16 protein-coding genes are annotated in these 18293 nt (G+C 47.0%); 9 read left to right on the plus strand and 7 right to left on the minus strand.

Translation table 11 applies throughout. From position 1 onward, the window contains the following. Positions 1-96: 96 nt before the first annotated feature. The gene (locus L1N97_RS13975) at positions 97-987 is read right to left on the minus strand and encodes a hypothetical protein (RefSeq protein WP_229587569.1); all 891 of its coding nucleotides are present in this window, start codon (positions 985-987) and stop codon (positions 97-99) included. Between the two features lie 228 nt (positions 988-1215). Between L1N97_RS13975 and L1N97_RS13980 the strand changes: the two genes are divergently transcribed. From L1N97_RS13980 to L1N97_RS14010, 7 genes are all read left to right on the plus strand, one after another. Then, positions 1216-1587 (plus strand): VOC family protein, encoded by a 372-nt coding sequence (locus L1N97_RS13980; RefSeq protein ID WP_229587571.1) that lies wholly within the window; start codon positions 1216-1218, stop codon positions 1585-1587. Positions 1588-1593: 6 nt separating this feature from the next. Continuing rightward, positions 1594-2280: a cupin domain-containing protein gene (locus L1N97_RS13985; protein ID WP_236130202.1), complete on the plus strand. Its 687-nt coding sequence runs from the start codon at positions 1594-1596 to the stop codon at positions 2278-2280. 167 nt (positions 2281-2447) lie between these two features. After that, positions 2448-3161: a PepSY domain-containing protein gene (locus L1N97_RS13990; protein WP_236130203.1), complete on the plus strand. Its 714-nt coding sequence runs from the start codon at positions 2448-2450 to the stop codon at positions 3159-3161. A gap of 85 nt (positions 3162-3246) precedes the next feature. Then, on the plus strand, positions 3247-3837 hold the full coding sequence (locus tag L1N97_RS13995) for a carboxymuconolactone decarboxylase family protein (protein WP_229587576.1): 591 nt from the start codon (positions 3247-3249) through the stop codon (positions 3835-3837). A gap of 219 nt (positions 3838-4056) precedes the next feature. Then, on the plus strand, positions 4057-5229 hold the full coding sequence (locus L1N97_RS14000) for a GGDEF domain-containing protein (RefSeq protein ID WP_236130204.1): 1173 nt from the start codon (positions 4057-4059) through the stop codon (positions 5227-5229). Positions 5230-5357: 128 nt separating this feature from the next. Further along, the gene (locus tag L1N97_RS14005) at positions 5358-6908 is read left to right on the plus strand and encodes a cation:proton antiporter family protein (RefSeq protein WP_236130205.1); all 1551 of its coding nucleotides are present in this window, start codon (positions 5358-5360) and stop codon (positions 6906-6908) included. A gap of 255 nt (positions 6909-7163) precedes the next feature. Then, entirely contained in the window at positions 7164-7898 is a 735-nt protein-coding gene (locus tag L1N97_RS14010; protein ID WP_236130206.1) for a PEP-CTERM sorting domain-containing protein, read from the plus strand. A gap of 55 nt (positions 7899-7953) precedes the next feature. Here the strand turns inward: L1N97_RS14010 and lpdA are convergent, their stop codons facing one another. From lpdA to ampD, 6 genes are all read right to left on the minus strand, one after another. After that, positions 7954-9366, minus strand: coding sequence for a dihydrolipoyl dehydrogenase (gene lpdA, locus L1N97_RS14015; RefSeq protein ID WP_226751961.1), 1413 nt, complete (start codon positions 9364-9366; stop codon positions 7954-7956). A 185-nt stretch (positions 9367-9551) separates the two neighbouring features. Next, positions 9552-11465, minus strand: coding sequence for a pyruvate dehydrogenase complex dihydrolipoyllysine-residue acetyltransferase (gene aceF / locus L1N97_RS14020; protein ID WP_236130207.1), 1914 nt, complete (start codon positions 11463-11465; stop codon positions 9552-9554). Positions 11466-11476: 11 nt separating this feature from the next. Beyond that, positions 11477-14143 carry a pyruvate dehydrogenase (acetyl-transferring), homodimeric type gene (aceE, locus tag L1N97_RS14025; RefSeq protein ID WP_226751959.1) on the minus strand — a complete coding sequence of 889 codons (2667 nt, stop codon included), beginning with the start codon at positions 14141-14143 and terminating at the stop codon, positions 11477-11479. A 46-nt stretch (positions 14144-14189) separates the two neighbouring features. Beyond that, positions 14190-14948 carry a pyruvate dehydrogenase complex transcriptional repressor PdhR gene (gene pdhR / locus L1N97_RS14030; RefSeq protein WP_229587586.1) on the minus strand — a complete coding sequence of 253 codons (759 nt, stop codon included), beginning with the start codon at positions 14946-14948 and terminating at the stop codon, positions 14190-14192. Positions 14949-15276: 328 nt separating this feature from the next. After that, positions 15277-16203 carry a regulatory signaling modulator protein AmpE gene (gene ampE, locus L1N97_RS14035; protein WP_236130208.1) on the minus strand — a complete coding sequence of 309 codons (927 nt, stop codon included), beginning with the start codon at positions 16201-16203 and terminating at the stop codon, positions 15277-15279. After that, positions 16200-16766 (minus strand): 1,6-anhydro-N-acetylmuramyl-L-alanine amidase AmpD, encoded by a 567-nt coding sequence (ampD, locus tag L1N97_RS14040; RefSeq protein ID WP_236130209.1) that lies wholly within the window; start codon positions 16764-16766, stop codon positions 16200-16202. Before ampD ends, ampE begins: the two co-directional genes overlap by 4 nt. Positions 16767-16835: 69 nt before the next feature. Here ampD and L1N97_RS14045 point away from each other — a divergent pair, with 69 nt between their 5' ends. Both L1N97_RS14045 and nadC read left to right on the plus strand, forming a co-directional pair. After that, positions 16836-17354, plus strand: coding sequence for a retropepsin-like aspartic protease family protein (locus tag L1N97_RS14045; protein ID WP_226751955.1), 519 nt, complete (start codon positions 16836-16838; stop codon positions 17352-17354). A 3-nt stretch (positions 17355-17357) separates the two neighbouring features. Beyond that, the gene (gene nadC / locus L1N97_RS14050) at positions 17358-18239 is read left to right on the plus strand and encodes a carboxylating nicotinate-nucleotide diphosphorylase (protein WP_236130210.1); all 882 of its coding nucleotides are present in this window, start codon (positions 17358-17360) and stop codon (positions 18237-18239) included. Positions 18240-18293 lie beyond the last annotated feature (54 nt).

Below are 18293 nucleotides of genomic sequence, written 5' to 3' on the forward strand. Positions count from 1 at the left end.
TACGTAAGATGCTTTTACATTAACCGATACCGCCTAAAAATAGCAAAGCAGCCAAAGATGCGCATTGGGCTCGTGGTCGCTCTAGCATGATCGCCTTTAAGTTTGTGTTTGCGCCGCTAGTGCTTGGCGAAAAGCCGGTAGCGGACGCCTAACAAACCAGCGGCCTGCCTGCCACAATAAATATAACGATAACAACGGAAAAATAAGGGTTTGCAAACTGTATAACACGATCAGTTGAATGAGTTTTTCGACCATACCATCGGAGAAGTTTTTCACCGCATTAAATAGGTCATTCGCATTGGCGGCTAATTGTTTTAACCAAGCCAAAGCACCGCTATCGGGTGCGCCTAGCGGTTGCTCCACTTGCTGCAAAGGGGCGGTTTCGGTGGTGAGCGCTAGCTCAACAACTTGACGTTGTGGTTCTATAACCCAATCTGATAACTTTGCTACCCCCACGGCGGCCATTGGCACGCCGAGACGGACCAACAATAACAAAGCTAAAAAGATCCTGAATAAATAGGTTGCTGCCTCGCGCCAGCTGCTCGGCCCAAACAAACGCACAACAGCACTGAGTAAAACACCACTACCAAATAACGGTAACGCTGCGAGCTTGCCAAACTCTAATAAAAATAACTGCAAGCCAATCGACGTCATCGCCAACACCATTAAATCGGAATAACGTACTGCCATATCCTGCAGCGGCTTTAGCATTTGTCCGGGTTTAATACTGGCCACACCCACACTGAATTGCGCTTCTGATACAAACGCAATTCCGCGGTCGATTAAACGCGCGGTGGCAAAAGAAGCACTGCTTAATAACAGGCTTCGTTTTAATAATTGCTGCGCTTGTTGATCAAGTGGCGCCAATACTGGATTGACTAACTGCTGCTGTAAGCTGCCAGTGTAGAGCAAAGCCGCAAGGGCAAGCAGCAAAAACAAGGCAGCAAGCCGTTGTTGCAGCCGGCTTAACGAAGTCCAAAAACGCATAGGGTGTCCTTATCAAGTCGCCTTGGCGAATACTGCTCACTATAGCCTGATCTGCCTTACAGCTATAGCGACCTCAGCAGAATATTATGGCCATCGTCTACACTTAGCGAGTTGCGATAAGTCTTAGATACATTAGCAAGCATTTAATTAAATAAGCTGTGCACTATTTTAGGGGGCTTAACGTATGATGTTCAGTGATTTCCCATTAACGAAAATTTGGAGCTATACATGATCAGTTACATCACTTTAGGCGTTAGTGATTTGAGCGCAGCCAAAGCATTTTATAGCGAGTTACTTGGCGAGCTAGGCGCTAAACCCTTGATGGATATGGAACGCATCGTTTTTTTCGGCAAAAGCATGGCACAACCGATGCTGAGCATTTGCGTACCATTTAATAAAGAAGCACCACACCCAGGTAATGGCAATATGGTGTCTTTGTCGCCGGGCTCAAAAGAGCAAGTCGATGCGCTGTATCAGAAAGCCATTAGCTTAGGCGCCCACTGTGACGGTGCACCGGGTCAACGCATCCCAGGCAAGTTCTACGGTGCCTATGTGCGTGATGCTGATGGTAATAAACTGTGTTTCTGTCATTTCGGGTAATACCTGATGCAAGTGAATAACGACTTTAGTCAACGGGTGGTGATGCGACCAAGCGATTATCGTTTTGTCGCTTCGCCGCTCGCCGGCGTCAGCCGTATGATGTTGGATCGCGCCGGTGCTGAAGTGGCCAGAGCAACCAGCATTGTGCGTTATGCTGCAGGCGCAGGTTACACTAGCCATCGGCATGATGGTGGCGAAGAAATCTTTGTGCTGGAAGGGATTTTTAGCGACGAGCACGGCGACTACCCTGTGGGGACTTATCTTCGCAACCCACCCGGTTCATCCCATCAACCCTTTTCGCGCGAAGGCTGCACTTTACTGGTAAAACTTTGGCAATTTGCCGCCGACGATACCACACAACTGGTTAAGCAAACAGCCTCAGCCAGCTGGTATCAAGGCATGGTTCCCGGTTTATCTGTATTGCCACTGCATGAACATGACGGCATTAACACCGCTTTAGTACGCTGGGGCCCTAACACACAATTTAACCCGCATACCCATCCAGGTGGCGAAGAAATTTTGGTGTTAGAAGGCTTATTCTGTGATGAACACGGCGAATACCCTGCCGGTAGCTGGCTACGTAATCCACGCTACAGTACCCACAGCCCTTTCACCCGTGAAGAGGGCGCGCTGATTTACGTTAAAACCGGCCATCTTGGCGCCAACTTGCTAGGTGATCGTTTTATCGAATAACCCAGCCCCCTAAACTGCTCTTCCTGCCTACCACACTGGTCCGACCGCACTCCGGTACAGGTATGACCACACTCAGAGACAGGTAAGAGCAGTCAATTCGAAATAGGGCTTTACAGCACGGGGTTATATCTGCTGTTATAAGTCATCATTTCTTCAGTTTTAACACTATGCTTATTTTTTGTCGTAAGCTACATAATTGGCTTGGTTTACTGTTAGCGGTGCAAATAACGCTATGGTTTTTAAGTGGTTTAGTGATGGCTATCCTACCCATCGAGCAAGTACGTGGTGAGCATTTACGGCTTAACATAAGCGCAGATTGGCATCACGCCCAAGTAAGCCCTGCAGAACTATTACAGCAGCATAGTAACGAGGCTAACCTGAGCTTAAGCCAGCATCTTAGCCTGCAACAGCAAAAGCTAATGGCACTCCCCGTTTATGTTGTCGCCGAGCAAGATCAGCTTTTTCGCTATAGCGCGATCGACGGTGCAGTATTGCCGCCATTAACCGAAACACAGATCCGTCAGGTTGCGCTTGCGCAGTATCACGGTACGGGTCAGTTGCAAAGTGCAGAATTACTGTTAACGCTGCCCCAAGAAGTGCAACAACTGCATCCCCCGCTTTGGTTGGTAAGGTTTGATGATCAGGACAACAGCCGTTTTTATCTCGATCCCGCCTCGGGCGCTATTAGTCGTGTTCGTACAGACAGTTGGCGCCTGTTCGATTTTTTCTGGATGCTGCATATTATGGACTATCAAGAACGCAGTAACTTTAACACTCCGTTGTTGATCGGCTTTTCTGGCAGTGCGTTACTCCTTGGCTTGACCGGTTTTGTCTTACTATGGCAGCGATTTCGACCACGTAAAGCGCTGCCACGCTCGTAAATGCATGAACTACGCGCCACTGGCATAGGCTCTTTTTGGTCAATCGCCGAATGCGCATATTCTAATAACAACAGGAACTGTCCCTATGGCTTTTATCCCCCCTCTACCCGCCGATGCTAACCCCGACGTTGCTGAGTTAGCCGCGTTTTTTAATGAAACACTGGGTTTTTGCCCTAACTCGGTGCTGACCATGAGCCACCGTCCTGCCATTGCTAAAGCGTTTATCCAATTAAATATGGCGGTAATGGCGAATCAAGGCCGGGTAACCTCTGCACTGAAGCGCTTAATTGCTTATGTATCGAGTAACGCTACCGGTTGTCGTTATTGCCAGGCCCATACCATTCGTGCCGCAGAGCGCTATGGTGCCGCTGAAGAACAACTTGAAAATATCTGGGCATTTCGCAGCCATCCGGCGTTTTCAGCGGCTGAGCGTGCCGCTCTTGAGTTATCACTCGCCGCCTCACAAGTGCCTAACGCGGTTGATGAGGCTATCCAAACTGAAATGAAAAAACATTGGGATGACGGCGAAATTGTGGAAATGATGGGCGTCATTGCATTGTTTGGTTATCTTAATCGCTGGAATGACTCCATGGCAACAACACTAGAAGAAGGCGCGATTGCCTCTGCTACAGCCTTACTCGCCTGCGATAATTGGACGGTAGGCAAACATCAATAATCGAACAGTGACAGCAGCACTTAACGCCAGGCTCGACGTTATGCTGCTGGCGTAACGAACTTACCTAACAAAGATAAAGCAGATAACCCATAGCGATTATTGTGGAGTCATCACCACCGCAACTTACCCTAATGGCTTCTACCGCCTGAATTGTTTGCCATACTCATTATCCAATACTGTGTTACATTAAATGTTGTCTTAGCCGCAGGAGCAGCAAGTATGGACATCCTGACCCTGAATTACGTCAATCTGTTTTTAGGGATCGCCGCCAGCTTCCTGCTTATTCTGTTATACAAACAAAATAAGCAGCTGTTTTTACTGTATTGGTTTTTTGCGAGCAGCTGTTTATGGATAAACTCAACAATTGGTATTTTCAGCCGTTCCGGTTTTGATCTGCCCTATTGGCTCAACCCTGCTATACCCAACACCTGTTACATGGGTATCTATTTATTTTTGTTGGCCGGGCTTTACGAACAAACACAACGCAAATTTAAGGTTGGCTGGTTACTCGCTATTGTCATTTTAACCTATGCCATCAACCTAACCGAATTGGCACAAGCCTCTTCGGCCAATCGCTTATTGCTCAATTTGCCCATTAGTATTGTGTTAAACGTTATGGCGCTTCGATTATTAATTCGCCAGAAAAACCGTGAGCTGCGCGCTGTATATATCTGTTTTAGTATGGCTTTTCTTTTTAATATTATTCAGCTTTGCAGCCGTTACATTCTGTTTTCACTCGATTTATCAGGCATATTTACGCAACATTCCAGCCAAATAATGATTGGTCTTGGCTACTTTGCTATCACCGCTTTTAGCCTGCTAACCTTTGGTAGTTGTCTGTATTTAGTCTATCGACAGCAGCATATCGCTTTGCAGCACATTGCTGATCGCGATGCCTTGACCGGTGTGTTTAACCGTTGGCTGCTGAACGAAAAATTACAAACCGAACTACAACGTAGCCAACGTCTGAAGCAATGTTGTAGTATCGTTATGTTAGACATTGATCATTTTAAACAGGTCAATGATCTCTTTGGCCATGTCGCCGGTGATAAGGTGATTGCACATATCGCTTATGTCGCACAATCGGAACTGCGTGGTTATGACTCCATTTTTCGCTATGGCGGCGAAGAGTTTTTAATCTGTTTACCGAATACCGATAGTCAGGCCGCATTACACATTGCTGAGCGCATCAGAATACAAGTGGAACAAAGCTGCGCCATTGACTGCCCGCAAGCGAAAGCCACTGTTAGTGTTGGTGTTAGCACTTATGCTGATGGTGAGCCAGACTGGCAGCATCTCATCACCCAAGCAGATAACGCGCTGTATCAAGCGAAAAAGCAAGGCCGTAACCAAACCCAACACTATCAACACCTTGTCACTCAAGCCCTTTAATGTTGAATTTCAGCGAGTTGACGTTAGCAACTGCCCGACAAAAGTTTAATCTGCAGGCTAATCATTTTAATCTTTGAATAATTTAAGATATTCTTAATGTTAATCGCAGTAATAAAACAGGAATAAGCATGCTTGAGGCAATTTGGATAGGATTTGCTTTTTCACTTGGCCTTGTGGTTCGGGCTATTGGTTTGCCTCCTTTAATAGGGTATTTAGTGGCAGGTTTCGCTATCTCCGCTACGGCTACCGATATCAGTATGCCACCAGAAGGCCCTTCAATTATCCACCATATTGCCCATCTGGGCGTATTACTGCTGTTATTTACGGTAGGTTTAAAGCTTAATGTCCGCAGTTTAAGCAAACCTGAAGTACTCGGTGGCAGCACCTTACACTTTGCGTTATCTATCGTACTCATCCTGCCAGCAACGCTGTTTATCTTTGACGTGAGCTGGTATCAAGCACTGATGCTGGCAGTGGCTTTAGCCTTTTCTAGCACCGTACTTGCCGCTAAAGTGTTAGAAAGTAAACGTGAACTACGTGCTTTTCATGGTCGCGTGGCTATCGGTATCTTAATTGTTCAAGACTTACTGGCCCTGTTAGTGATGAGTCTAGCCAGTGGCACCACCCCCTCACCTTGGGCACTACTGGTCTTTGGCTTACCGCTGTTACGTCCAATACTGTATAAACTGCTAGACGCCAGCGGCCATGAAGACTTACTGATTTTATTTGGCTTACTTTTAGCTTTAGTGATTGGTGGGCAAGGCTTTGAATTGGTCGGATTAAGCTCTGAGCTTGGTGCGCTGGTATTTGGTGCCATGTTAGCCAAACATCCTCGGGCCGGCGAGTTGTCAAAGTCACTGTGGAGTATTAAAGAGTTTTTCCTTGTTGGCTTCTTTTTACAAATAGGCATTGATGGCTTACCAGACGCAAATGCTTGGTTATTTGCCGGGGTCATGACCTTACTGTTACCGCTGAAAGCCATTCTGTTCTTCTTACTGCTAGTGATGTTCAAACTCAGAGCACGCAGTGCTTTTTTAACCAGTATCAGCCTAACTAACTACAGCGAATTCGGCCTAATTGTCGCCAGTGTGGTGTTACCCGAATGGTTGATCCCGCTGGCCCTTACGGTGGCATTATCTTTTGTTATTTCTGCACCGCTGAATCGTATTGCGCACCCGTTATATGACAAACTATGCCGTCAGTTACTTAAATTTGAACGTAACAGCCACCACCCCGATGAGCAACCGGTGTCGCTCGGCGATGCCGAAGTGCTGATTATGGGCATGGGCCGCACCGGCACCTCGGCCTATAGCTACTTAATTAATTCACACAAAATTATTGCCATGGACTCCGATCCCGCCAAAGTGGCAGCTCATCAGAAAAAAGGCATTCATATTTTTTACGCTGATGCTGAAGACCAAGTGTTCTGGCAGGGGTTAGATTTTGGCCAAGTCAAAGCGGTGATCCTCAGCATGAACGACGTTGAGGCCAAATCTATCGCTGCGAAAAAACTCCGTGATACAGGTTTTAGTGGTTTTATCGTTTCGCACAGCATGCATGATGATGAAGCGAAAAACATTATCAGCGCAGGTGCTGATCAAACCTACTTAACCATGTCTGAAGCCGGTGTAGGTATTGCAGAGCACGTGAAGCAGCATTGTTTTGCGGTAAACAACTAACACTTCGATTAACCAGAGCCGCTGAATTCGGTCTGGTTAATTTTGTAGCCGAATACCAAAGCGAAAATATTGATTGGAAAGTGACGTTAGTGTGGTTTTCGTCAGGTTTATTTACACTTTGCCGGCAACACCCAACATACAAAATTTTAAGCTATTGTTTTTTAAATTAAAAAAATAAAGGCATAATTATTGCACCTTAATACTATTGCACTATGCAACCAGTTTATAAGCATATCCATGTTAAGGAGATGTACTTTGAATTTTAAATCAATTAGTAAAAAATTTAGCCTAGCACTAACCGCTATGACTTTATTCGGTGCCGTTAGTACAACTTCGTATGCAGCGCCTATCATTCCCACTTATGACAGTTTTGGTTATCTGAATACAGAATTTGGCGGTGATGGCATCCCAAATAGTTTTGTAGCCATCACTAACTTTAGGGGCTTTACTTTAGGTTTATCTTCTCATGGCCGCTATGAAAATTTATCTGAAGGTAATGATGGTGCTGGTACTTTTTTTGCCTCTCCCGGTCAAAACACACCACCAAGTTCATCACTCGCAGGTGCGACTTGGAATTTTAACTTTTATGTTAGTATTACAGATAGCTCTATGCTAAATGATTATGTCTTTAATTTGTTTTACGACTTTGATCCAGCAGCAAACAATGATCAGTCTACCCACGGCCTAATTAATCTTAGTGCGTTTCTTGCCCCTAATAACCTCACAGCACAAGGGTCGCAGAATTTACTTTTTTCGTTTTTAAGTGGCAGCCCTACATTGCCGTTTATAACCCCACCACCAAGTCCTTTTAACCCTAATGCAAATGGTGAATACACCTTCGCACTTACTGCTTCTGATGCGCAAGGAGAAGTAGCTCGATCCGCAATAAGAGTGGTTGTCGGCACTCCTAATGTTGCCGTACCGGCACCTGCCACAGCGCTGTTATTAGCCGGCGGTTTGCTGTTGTTAAGATTGCGTCGTCGTAATTAGTTTTAGCGAGACACAAAAAAGGCGCCGAACGGCGCCTTTTTTAGTGAAGAAGCAATTACTTCTTCTTCGCTTTCGGATTGGGCAAGTCGGTGATTGAACCTTCGTAGATCTCTGCCGCTAAACCGATAGACTCGTTTAAGGTTGGGTGAGCATGAATAGTTAACGCGATATCTTCCGCATCAGCACCCATTTCAACCGCTAAACAAATTTCGCCTAACATTTCACCGGCATTGATACCGACAATAGCGCCACCGAGGATACGGTGCGTTTCTTTGTCGAAAATCAGCTTAGTGAAACCTTCAGTACGCGCTGAGGCAATCGCCCGGCCAGAAGCCGCCCAAGGGAAGGTCGCCGTTTCAACTTTTAAGCCTTGCTCTTTCGCTTCTTTCTCAGTGACACCTGTCCAGGCCATTTCTGGGTCGGTATAGGCTACTGATGGGATGCAGCGTGGGTCAAAGAAGTGTTTTAAACCAGAAATGACTTCAGCCGCTACATGACCTTCATGTACCGCTTTGTGCGCTAACATCGGCTGACCAATGACATCACCGATAGCATAAATATGGCCAACGTTAGTGCGCAGTTGCTTATCAACATTAATAAAGCCACGCTCGTCAACATTAACACCGGCTTTTGCTGCATCAACTAAGTTACCGTTAGGCTTACGACCTACCGCAACTAAGATTTTGTCGTAACGTACTGGGTCTTTCGGTGCGTTTTTACCTTCGAACGTGACATACAAGCCATCATCTTTGGCTTCAACCGCAGTCACCTTGGTCGACAACATGATATTGAAGTTTTTGCTGTTGTACTTGGTGTACGCTTTAACGATATCGGCATCTGCTGCAGGCACTAACTGATCAGCAAACTCAACCACAGACACTTTAGAACCTAGCGCACGGTAAACAGTACCCATTTCTAAACCGATGATACCGCCACCTAATACCAGCATTTCACCAGGAATATCTTTTAATTCCAGTGCGCCAGTAGAGTCGATCACACGGTCGTCATTTTTTGGAATAAAGGGTAATGCCACTGGCTCTGAACCGGCAGCAATAATCGCCTGTTCAAATGTAATGGTGGTGTCGCCAACTTGTAAGGTATTTGCGCCCGTGAACTTACCGTAGCCGTTCACTACTTTTACTTTACGCATTTTTGCCATGCCACCTAAGCCATTGGTCAATTGACCAATCACTTTGTCTTTCCACGCACGGATTTTATCTAAATCGATTTCTGGTGCCCCAAAGGTCACACCATGAGATGCCATATCACGTGCATCATCAATTACTTTTGCAACGTGTAACAGCGCTTTAGACGGAATACAGCCAACATTTAAACACACGCCACCTAAGGTGCTGCGTGCTTCAACTAACGTCACTTCTAAGCCTAAATCTGCCGCACGGAAGGCCGCAGAGTAACCGCCAGGGCCAGCGCCCAGCACTACCACTTGGGTTTTAATTTCGTTGCTCATCATTTTACCTTTTATCATCGGGTCGGTTTTCTGACAGCGCGGTGTAGGGCACGGCTATCAGGCGAAAAAAGTGGCTGAATTTTAACATTCGTGCCGCACATTGTCGCGCTACTTTTGGCTAAAGCGGCATTTTTAGCCGCCTAAACCGCGACAACAGCGTGTTTCAACGCTGCTGCCGCACGCTGTTACATGATTATCTGACGTATATCAGCCAGATAACCCGCCAAAGTGGCCGTAAAACGCGCCGCTAACGCGCCATCAATCACGCGATGGTCGTAAGAAACGGATAAAGGCAACATTAGCTTCGGTTCGAACTCTTTACCGTTCCATTTCGGTTTAATCTCAGATTTTGAGACACCTAAAATGGCCACTTCCGGCGCATTAACAATAGGCGTAAACGCCGTACCACCAATGCCACCTAAGCTAGAGATAGTAAAGCAACCCCCTTGCATATCGCTTGAGGTTAACTTGCCTTCACGTGCTTTCACCGAAATCTCTTGCAGCTCACGCGACAGCTCAATCACGCCCTTCTTGTTCACATCACGCACTACCGGCACCACCAAACCATTGGGTGTATCAACGGCAATACCTAAGTGAATGTACTTCTTCATGATTAAGCTAGCGCCATCTTCAGACAGCGAGCTGCAGAAGGTGGGGAATTCTTCCAGAGCTTTCGCTACGGCTTTCATGATGAAAACTAACGGCGTGTATTTAACACCCATTTTCTTCTTATCAGCCAGCGCATTTTGCTCTTTACGGAATTCTTCTAAGCCTGTGATATCCGCTTCATCAAACTGTGTAACATGTGGAATGCGCACCCAGTTACGATGCAAGTTAGCACCCGACAATTTCTGAATACGTGATAGCGGCTTCGCTTCCACTTCACCAAATTTGGCAAAATCGACTTTTGGCCAAGCCAATAAATCGAAGCCCATATTGTTGCCGCCAGGGGCTGCACCGCTACTCGCTGCGCTACCGCTTTCTGCTTGTTTCACCAGTTGCTTAACGTAGTTCTGCACATCTTCTTTAACGATACGGCCTTTACGGGCAGAACCTTTCACCTTGGCTAAGTTAATGCCAAATTCGCGAGCTAAACGGCGGATCACCGGTGAAGCATGGGCATAGGCACTGTTTTCTACAAAGCCATCGTTGCTTGCTGCAGGTGTACTAGCCGCAGCTGGGGCTGAACTGGCAGGAGCCGGAGCGGGTGTAGCCGCTTTTTCAGCCGCAGGTGCACTGGCTGCAGGCGCTTTACCGGCCACTTCAAACACCATCACCAAACTACCGGTTTTAACTTTGCTACCGGCTTGAACTTTGATTTCTTTTACCACACCGGCAAACGGGGCTGGCACTTCCATCGCCGCTTTATCACCTTCAACGTTAAGAATAGATTGATCTGCTTTTACGCTATCACCTACTTTCACCATCACTTCGGTAACTTCAACTTCATCACCGCCGATATCCGGCACTTGCACGTCTTTTAACTCATTGGCAGCCGGTGCTGCAGCAGGCTCGGCCTTGGCTGGCGCTGCCGTTTCAGCTTTCTCGGTACTTGCACCGCTAGCTGCCACTTCAAACACCATAATCAGGCTACCGGTTTTCACTTTAGCGCCAGTTTGTACCTTGATTTCTTTCACCACACCGGCAAAGGGTGCTGGCACTTCCATCGCGGCTTTATCGCCTTCAACGTTAAGCAGTGATTGATCCGCTTTTACGCTGTCGCCTACTTTCACCATCACTTCGGTAACTTCAACTTCATCACCGCCGATATCGGGCACTTGTACTTCTTTTAATTCGCTAGTGGCAGCGGATTCTTTTGCTGCTGCGGGTGCCGGCGCTGATTCTGCTTTGGCGGGTGCTGCGGCAGCCGCACTTGCAAAGCGCATTATCAGACTACCGGTTTTCACCTTGTCGCCTACTTTTACTAAAATCTCTGCGACTTCACCTGCTTGCTCAGCAGGTACTTCCATAGAAGCTTTGTCACCTTCCACGCTTAGTAGCGATTGGTCGGCAGCGACTTTATCGCCCACCTTCACCAGGATCTCGGTAACTTCAACTTCATCTGCACCGATATCCGGTACCTGAATTTCAATCGTCATGACAAATCCTCTTATGCGTACAGCGGGTTGGTTTTGTCGGCGTCGATGCCAAATTTCTTAATGGCCTCGGCCACTACCGCTTTTTTCAACTCGCCTTGCTTCGCCAATTCATTTAACGCGGCAACCACGATATAACCGGCATTCACTTCGAAGTGACGACGCAGGTTTTCACGGCTATCCGAGCGACCAAAACCATCTGTACCCAACACTTTATAAGCATTAGCAGGGACAAAAGCCCGGATCTGGTCAGCATAGTTTTTCATGTAATCCGTGGCAGCAATGGCCGGTGCTTTGTTCATTACCGTGGCAACATAAGGCACTTTTTCTGCCGCATCAGGATGCAGCATGTTAAAGCGCTCACAATCTTGGCCATCACGGGCTAATTCGTTAAACGAGGTGACCGAGTAAACATCTGAGGCGACGTCATAGTCTTTGCTCAAAATATCTGCCGCTTTACGCACTTCATTTAAGATGGTGCCTGAACCTAACAACTGCACCTTACCGCGACCGCCGTTAAAAGATTCTAACTTGTAGATACCTTTACGAATGCCTTCCTCAGCGCCTTTTGGCATTGCTGGGTGGTGGTAGTTTTCATTCATTACCGTGATGTAGTAATAAATGTTTTCTTGCGCTTCACCGTACATGCGACGAATACCGTCTTGCAGGATAACCGCGACTTCATAGGCATAAGTTGGATCGTAAGAAATACAATTAGGTACTGTGCTAGCCAGAATATGGCTGTGACCATCTTCGTGCTGTAAACCTTCACCGTTTAAGGTAGTACGACCGGCAGTGGCGCCTAATAAGAAACCACGTGCTTGCTGATCGCCTGCTAACCACGCCATATCACCAACACGTTGGAAACCAAACATCGAGTAGTAAATATAGAATGGGATCATCGGTAAATCGTTGGTGCTATAAGAAGTGGCCGCAGCAACCCATGAAGACATGGCGCCCAGCTCATTAATCCCTTCTTGTAATACCTGACCACCCACGTCTTCTTTGTAATAACTGACGACCGAGCGATCTTCTGGCGTGTAGTTCTGACCACCTGGGTTGTAAATACCAATTTGACGGAATAAGCCTTCCATACCAAAGGTACGGGCTTCATCGGCAATAATAGGCACAATTTGCTGACCAATATTTTTGTCTTTTAACAAAATATTTAGCGCACGCACGTAAGCCATGGTGGTAGACACTTCACGTTTTTGCTCTTCTAACAGGCTGTCAAAAGCAGACAGTTCAGGTAGCGTAAGTGGCTTGGTGAAGTTCGGTAACCGCACCGGCGTATAACCATGTAAGGCTTTACGACGCGCGTGTAAGTATTCCAACTCAGGCGAGCCTTCTGGCAAGGTGATGTAAGATAACTCGTTCACTTTTTCTTCAGTGATGTAGTCTTCTAAACCCAGGCGCTTACGTAATTGCAGCACGTGCGTCATGTCCATCTTTTTCACTTGGTGAGCGATGTTTTTACCTTCAGCGGCATCACCCATACCATAGCCTTTCACCGTTTTCGCTAAGATAACCGTAGGTTTATCGGTACACTCTTGCGCGGCTTTAAAGGCAGCATACAGTTTTGATGGCTCGTGACCGCCACGCTTCAGTGCAAAGATTTCTTCATCGGTCATATCTGCCACTAAAGCAGCCGTTTCTGGATAACGTCCGAAGAAATGTTTACGCACATAGGCGCCGTCATTCGCTTTATACGTTTGGTAATCACCGTCAATGGTTTCGTTCATTAACTGTAATAATTTACCGGTGGTATCTTTTGCCAGTAATTTATCCCAGCCACGACCCCAAACCACTTTAATCACGTTCCAACCCGCGCCTCGGAATAAACCTTCCAATTCTTGGATGATTTTACCGTTACCCATAACCGGGCCGTCTAAGCGCTGTAAGTTACAGTTCACTAAATAGCATAAGTTGCCCAGCTTCTCACGGGCGGCAAAGCTGATTGCACCGCGTGATTCTGGCTCATCCATTTCACCATCACCTAAGAAGGCATAAACGCGCTGTGCACTGGTATCTTTTAAACCACGGCCGTGCAAATACTTTAAGAAACGGGCTTGGTAAATAGAAGCGATTGGGCCTAAACCCATTGATACTGTTGGGAATTGCCAGAATTCCGGCATTAATTTCGGGTGTGGGTAGCTGGATAAACCGTTGCCATCGACTTCTTGGCGGAAACCATCCAGTTGCTCAGCCGTTAAACGGCCTTCCACAAAGGCGCGCGCATAGATACCCGGTGAAATGTGGCCTTGGTAATACACCAAATCGCCGCCATCTTTTTCATTTGGTGCACGGAAAAAGTGGTTAAAACAGGTTTCGTAAAACGCCGCTGAAGATTGGAACGACGCCATGTGGCCACCGAGTTCCAGATCTTTTTTCGAGCCACGCAGCACGATCATGATAGCATTCCAACGGATCACCGAACGAATACGTCTTTCCAAGTTAACATCGCCAGGGTAAGCCGGTTCCTGCTGTGGTGGGATAGTATTGATATAGTTGGTGGTCACACCGGTAGGCATATCCACACCATCCAACCGAGCTTGCTCTAGCACTTGCTCCAGCAAAAACTGCGCCCGCTCTACCCCTTCGGTACGCACCACTGACTCCAACGCTTCCAGCCACTCTTTGGTTTCTAAAGCGTCGATGTCAACCTTACTGACTTCAGACATATCGAGGTTTCCTATGGTTAATCACGCCCGTGGCGTGCTAAAAAAATTATGCTTGCTGTGAACGGCGCAAAGAACGTTCTATCCGCGAACGTTCTTTGCCGACTTCTAACAAAGCTTCTTCAATAAAGGCTAAGTGACCATTACTGGCCTGACGCGCCAATTCCGGCTCGCCATTTATCACCGCTTGCATTAACCGTTGCCGATGCTCATTAAGCTTTTCGGCAATGCCTTCACTGTGCTGCAAGGCGGCTAAATTTAAACGGACATTTTGCTCAACTAACGGCGTTAAGCCACGAACAAGATGAAGCAATACGACATTATGTGATGCTTCAGCGACTGCTAAATAAAACTGCCCGACCGCCATGGCCTGAGCATCTATATCTTGCTGCTGTTGCGTTCGACAAATATCTTCGTATAAGGTTTTGATTTTTATGTGATCAGCCTCAGTACCCCGTAACGCTGCATAATAGGCACTGATGCCTTCTAGGGCATGCCGAAATTCTAGCAGATCGAATTGTGATTCAGGGTGTCGGCTAATCAGCTCAAATAGCGGATCCGTTAAGCCCACAGCCAAGGTATCTTTGATATAGGTGCCGCCACCTTGACGCCGACTCACTAAACCTTTGGCTTCTAGTTTTTGAATGGCTTCACGTAATGAGGGGCGTGACACATCAAACCGCTCGGCTAACTCACGCTCAGAGGGCAATTTTTGACCTGGCGAAAAGCTGCCTTCAAGCAACAGGTTCTCGAGTTGCTCGACAATGCGATCGGACAATTTTGCCGGCTTAATTTTTAAATCAGTCATTGCGAGTCAAACGTTCTGCTACCTGTTTACGGCAAGCTGCCGCATTATTGTAAATTGGTATTACCAATTCTTCATTATTATGCGCTAGGCTATCAGTTTCACACCAGTATGTAAATAAAGCAGAGATTGCAAGGAATAGCAAAAGCAAAAATATTTAGAGTTTTAGCTCGATAAAATGTGGCACCAATCGGTACTAAGCTAAATGGTCTGACAAGTTAACGGGCAACCAGATAAGGCTTTACGCATAAAAAAAGGCGCCAGTACAATATTGTCAGACTGAACACTGACCCTATTGCGCTGTGCGCCCTGCTTAGCAAAACACTTACGATTAACTAATCCATCCGCTTAATGTCAAAATAGCGGTAAAAGCTAAAAAGAACAGCATATTGCGTTTTGCGAGTTGCACCATACTACTGGTGTCATCACTGACTTGCTGAGGTACATCAACGATCGGCTCGGCCGCTTTAGCCACATCAGTAATCACTTGCTGATTATCTGCGGTAAAGTCGAGGAAATAGCCTAACAGCGCATTGGAAGCACGCGAGAAATGCCCTACTAGCGCAAAACCTAAACCGAATAAACGCGCAGGGAACCAATCTGCCCAAAACAGTAAATAATGCACCGCATCTTTTGGCGTTGCTTCAGCATTGTCAGCGTTGACAGAGCTGTAGTTGTCGGTGGCCGCGGTTTCGCTTTCATCTAAGGCATCAACCGTCTCGACCTGATCATCGCGCTCATCTTTCAGCTGAGGTTGCTCTTGTACATGACGTAATAATGCATAAGTCACGGCACCAAAAGCACCCAGTACTAAAAACCAGAACACAACCGCCGCGTAATAGCGAAAGTTTAACCAGACCAACAGTAAACCGTTGCTGTCATCCACTTTGCTGGCACTGTCTTGACGAATTTGCTGCATAGCTAAATAAGCCGCTTCATCATCGCCACGTTCTTGCGCATTCAAAAACTGCTTATACAGTTGCCGATAATGCCAACAGCCAATCGCCACTAACAACACTAGGGTATTCACTATTAAGCTGATTAAACGGCTATCCACAAAATGCAAGATCAATGCAATGACTAACCCTGGTAATAGCAGCCACAGGTAACGACCTAAGCTATGCTCGGCTAATTTGCTTAATCCTGAGCCTGCAGTCAGTTTTAAATATGCCTGACAGTAAGGTCGGGCTTGCCATGCATCACTGCGTACGGCAAGCCGTTCAATAATTAATGCCAGTAACATACTAATTAAAGTCATGCCTTGTTCTCCTTTAGCGCTTGTTTATAACGCTGCCAATCAAAAGCGGCTCCGGGATCGGTCTTGCGGCCTGGTGCAATATCACAATGGCCAACAATCCGCTCCAGGGTTATCGCTGGATACTGCTGCAGCAAACTCCGTGTTAACCGCAGCAAACTACTATATTGCTGTTCATTATAGGGTATCTCGTCCGTGCCTTCTAACTCAATACCTATCGAATAGTCATTACATCTTGGCTGACCGGCAAAACTGCTTTGACCGGCATGCCAGCCTCGCATCTCAAAAGGCACGTATTGGAAAATTTGTCCGTCGCGCCAAATCACGCAATGGGCCGCCACGCGCAGTCCCTGCAAATCAGCAAAACTAGGATGCGCGCGACAATCCAAGGTGCCACTAAATAAGGCATCAACATAACTGTGGCGCGGATCCTGACAAAAATGACCGGCGGGTAAACTAATATTGTGGATCACCAGTAAGTTTATTTCAGTATCATCCGGTCGTGCATCAAAATGACTGCATGGCCGTTGAATTAAATGGGGCATGGGGCTTGCAAAGCGACTCATGGGGAATTTTTGCCTTTTTACGGCTGTCTCAGTAAGCTGTTGGGCTATTGTCAATGCTGGATTACATTTATGCAAGCACCTGAAGTCAGTTCTGCATTTGGTAAATTTTTTACGTTGATCACTTGGCTGCTGCTGGCGGGTGCGTTGTTTTGGTTTTTTCAAGATTATCTGAGTAAGCAACAAAACCCGAACCAACAACTGCAAAGCAGCGTTTCTGCCAATGAAATCACCACAAAATTAGCACGAAACCGTGCAGGGCACTATTTAGGTGTCGCTTTGATCAATGGCAAACCCATCGATTTTTTACTGGATACTGGCGCCACCACGGTAGCGATCTCCGCCAGTGCAGCGGCAGAATTAGGCTTGCCTAAGGGCGCCGAGATGCGCGTCGCCACGGCTAACGGTGTCACTACCGCCTGGCGCAGCGAAATTGCCGAACTAAAGCTTGGCCTAATAACCTTACATAATGTGCCAGCCAGCATAGTACCTAATTTAGCCGGCTCAGAGATTTTGTTAGGTATGAGCGCCCTAAAACAGTTAGAATTCCGGCAACAAGGCAATGAACTCACACTGATCCAGCGCATTTAACTTATGAACAGACACGTCGTACCCTTTGCTCACCCGTTATTAGCCAACGAAATTCCGCGTGCGGTCACTACTGCGCTAGCGGAAGACTTAGGTCTGCAACCGCTTGCTTTAGGCGATATCAGCGCATCGTTGATCCCCCCTCAGCAATATGCAGATGCCACTATTATCACGCGTGAAGATTGTGTGATCTGTGGCACGGCTTTTGTTGATGAGGTATTTAAACAACTTAGTGCCGACGTCAGCGTGCGTTGGCATGTTGCCGATGGCGACCAAGTGGCAGCCAACAGCCTGCTGTGTACTTTAACTGGCCCAGCCAGTGTGTTGCTTACCGGAGAGCGCAGTGCACTTAACTTTTTACAATTGCTCAGCGGCACCGCCACCACGACGGCACATTATGTGCAGTTTTTAGCAGGCAGCAACACCCGATTACTGGATACCCGTAAAACCCTGCCTGGTCTGCGCTTTGCCCAGAAATATGCGGTAAGCTGCGGCGGCGGCTTAAACCATCGTTTTGGTTTGTTCGACGCGTTCTTAATTAAAGAAAATCATATCGCTGCCGCGGGCACGATTAGCAACGCCGTGCAAACAGCCCGTATTAATTTTCCAGGGAAACCGATTGAAGTTGAAGTCGAGAGCCTCACCGAGTTAGCCGAAGCGCTCAGTGCTCAAGCTGATATTATTATGTTAGATAACTTTAGTTTGCCCGATATTCAACAAGCGGTAATGCTGACCGCAGGCCAAGCTAAATTGGAAGTGTCTGGCAATATTACTAGCGAAAACCTTAGCGCCCTTGCGGCCACCGGTGTCGACTTTATTTCCAGCGGTGCTTTAACCAAGCATGTTACGGCTATTGATTTATCGATGCGTTTACAGAGCCGGAAGTAAACAATGTTGGCCGTTTCTGCTACACTGATCCTTATACAGCCATTTGCTGGGTCA

This window comes from Rheinheimera sp. UJ63 (assembly GCF_021568285.1).
Classification (GTDB): Bacteria; Pseudomonadota; Gammaproteobacteria; order Enterobacterales; family Alteromonadaceae; genus Alishewanella; species Alishewanella maricola.

Excerpts from the sequence above, each read along its gene's own strand:
- L1N97_RS13985 (WP_236130202.1), top strand. The coding sequence starts at position 1,594 with ATGCAAGTGAATAACGACTTTAGTCAACGGGTGGTGATGCGACCAAGC.
- L1N97_RS14005 (WP_236130205.1), top strand. The coding sequence starts at position 5,358 with ATGCTTGAGGCAATTTGGATAGGATTTGCTTTTTCACTTGGCCTTGTG.
- ampE (WP_236130208.1), bottom strand. The coding sequence starts at position 16,203 with ATGACTTTAATTAGTATGTTACTGGCATTAATTATTGAACGGCTTGCC.
- ampD (WP_236130209.1), bottom strand. The coding sequence starts at position 16,766 with ATGAGTCGCTTTGCAAGCCCCATGCCCCATTTAATTCAACGGCCATGC.
- nadC (WP_236130210.1), top strand. The coding sequence starts at position 17,358 with ATGAACAGACACGTCGTACCCTTTGCTCACCCGTTATTAGCCAACGAA.
- lpdA (WP_226751961.1), bottom strand. The coding sequence starts at position 9,366 with ATGAGCAACGAAATTAAAACCCAAGTGGTAGTGCTGGGCGCTGGCCCT.
- L1N97_RS13980 (WP_229587571.1), top strand. The coding sequence starts at position 1,216 with ATGATCAGTTACATCACTTTAGGCGTTAGTGATTTGAGCGCAGCCAAA.
- L1N97_RS14045 (WP_226751955.1), top strand. The coding sequence starts at position 16,836 with ATGCAAGCACCTGAAGTCAGTTCTGCATTTGGTAAATTTTTTACGTTG.
- L1N97_RS13975 (WP_229587569.1), bottom strand. The coding sequence starts at position 987 with ATGCGTTTTTGGACTTCGTTAAGCCGGCTGCAACAACGGCTTGCTGCC.
- L1N97_RS14000 (WP_236130204.1), top strand. The coding sequence starts at position 4,057 with ATGGACATCCTGACCCTGAATTACGTCAATCTGTTTTTAGGGATCGCC.
- pdhR (WP_229587586.1), bottom strand. The coding sequence starts at position 14,948 with ATGACTGATTTAAAAATTAAGCCGGCAAAATTGTCCGATCGCATTGTC.
- aceE (WP_226751959.1), bottom strand. The coding sequence starts at position 14,143 with ATGTCTGAAGTCAGTAAGGTTGACATCGACGCTTTAGAAACCAAAGAG.
- aceF (WP_236130207.1), bottom strand. The coding sequence starts at position 11,465 with ATGACGATTGAAATTCAGGTACCGGATATCGGTGCAGATGAAGTTGAA.
- L1N97_RS13995 (WP_229587576.1), top strand. The coding sequence starts at position 3,247 with ATGGCTTTTATCCCCCCTCTACCCGCCGATGCTAACCCCGACGTTGCT.
- L1N97_RS13990 (WP_236130203.1), top strand. The coding sequence starts at position 2,448 with ATGCTTATTTTTTGTCGTAAGCTACATAATTGGCTTGGTTTACTGTTA.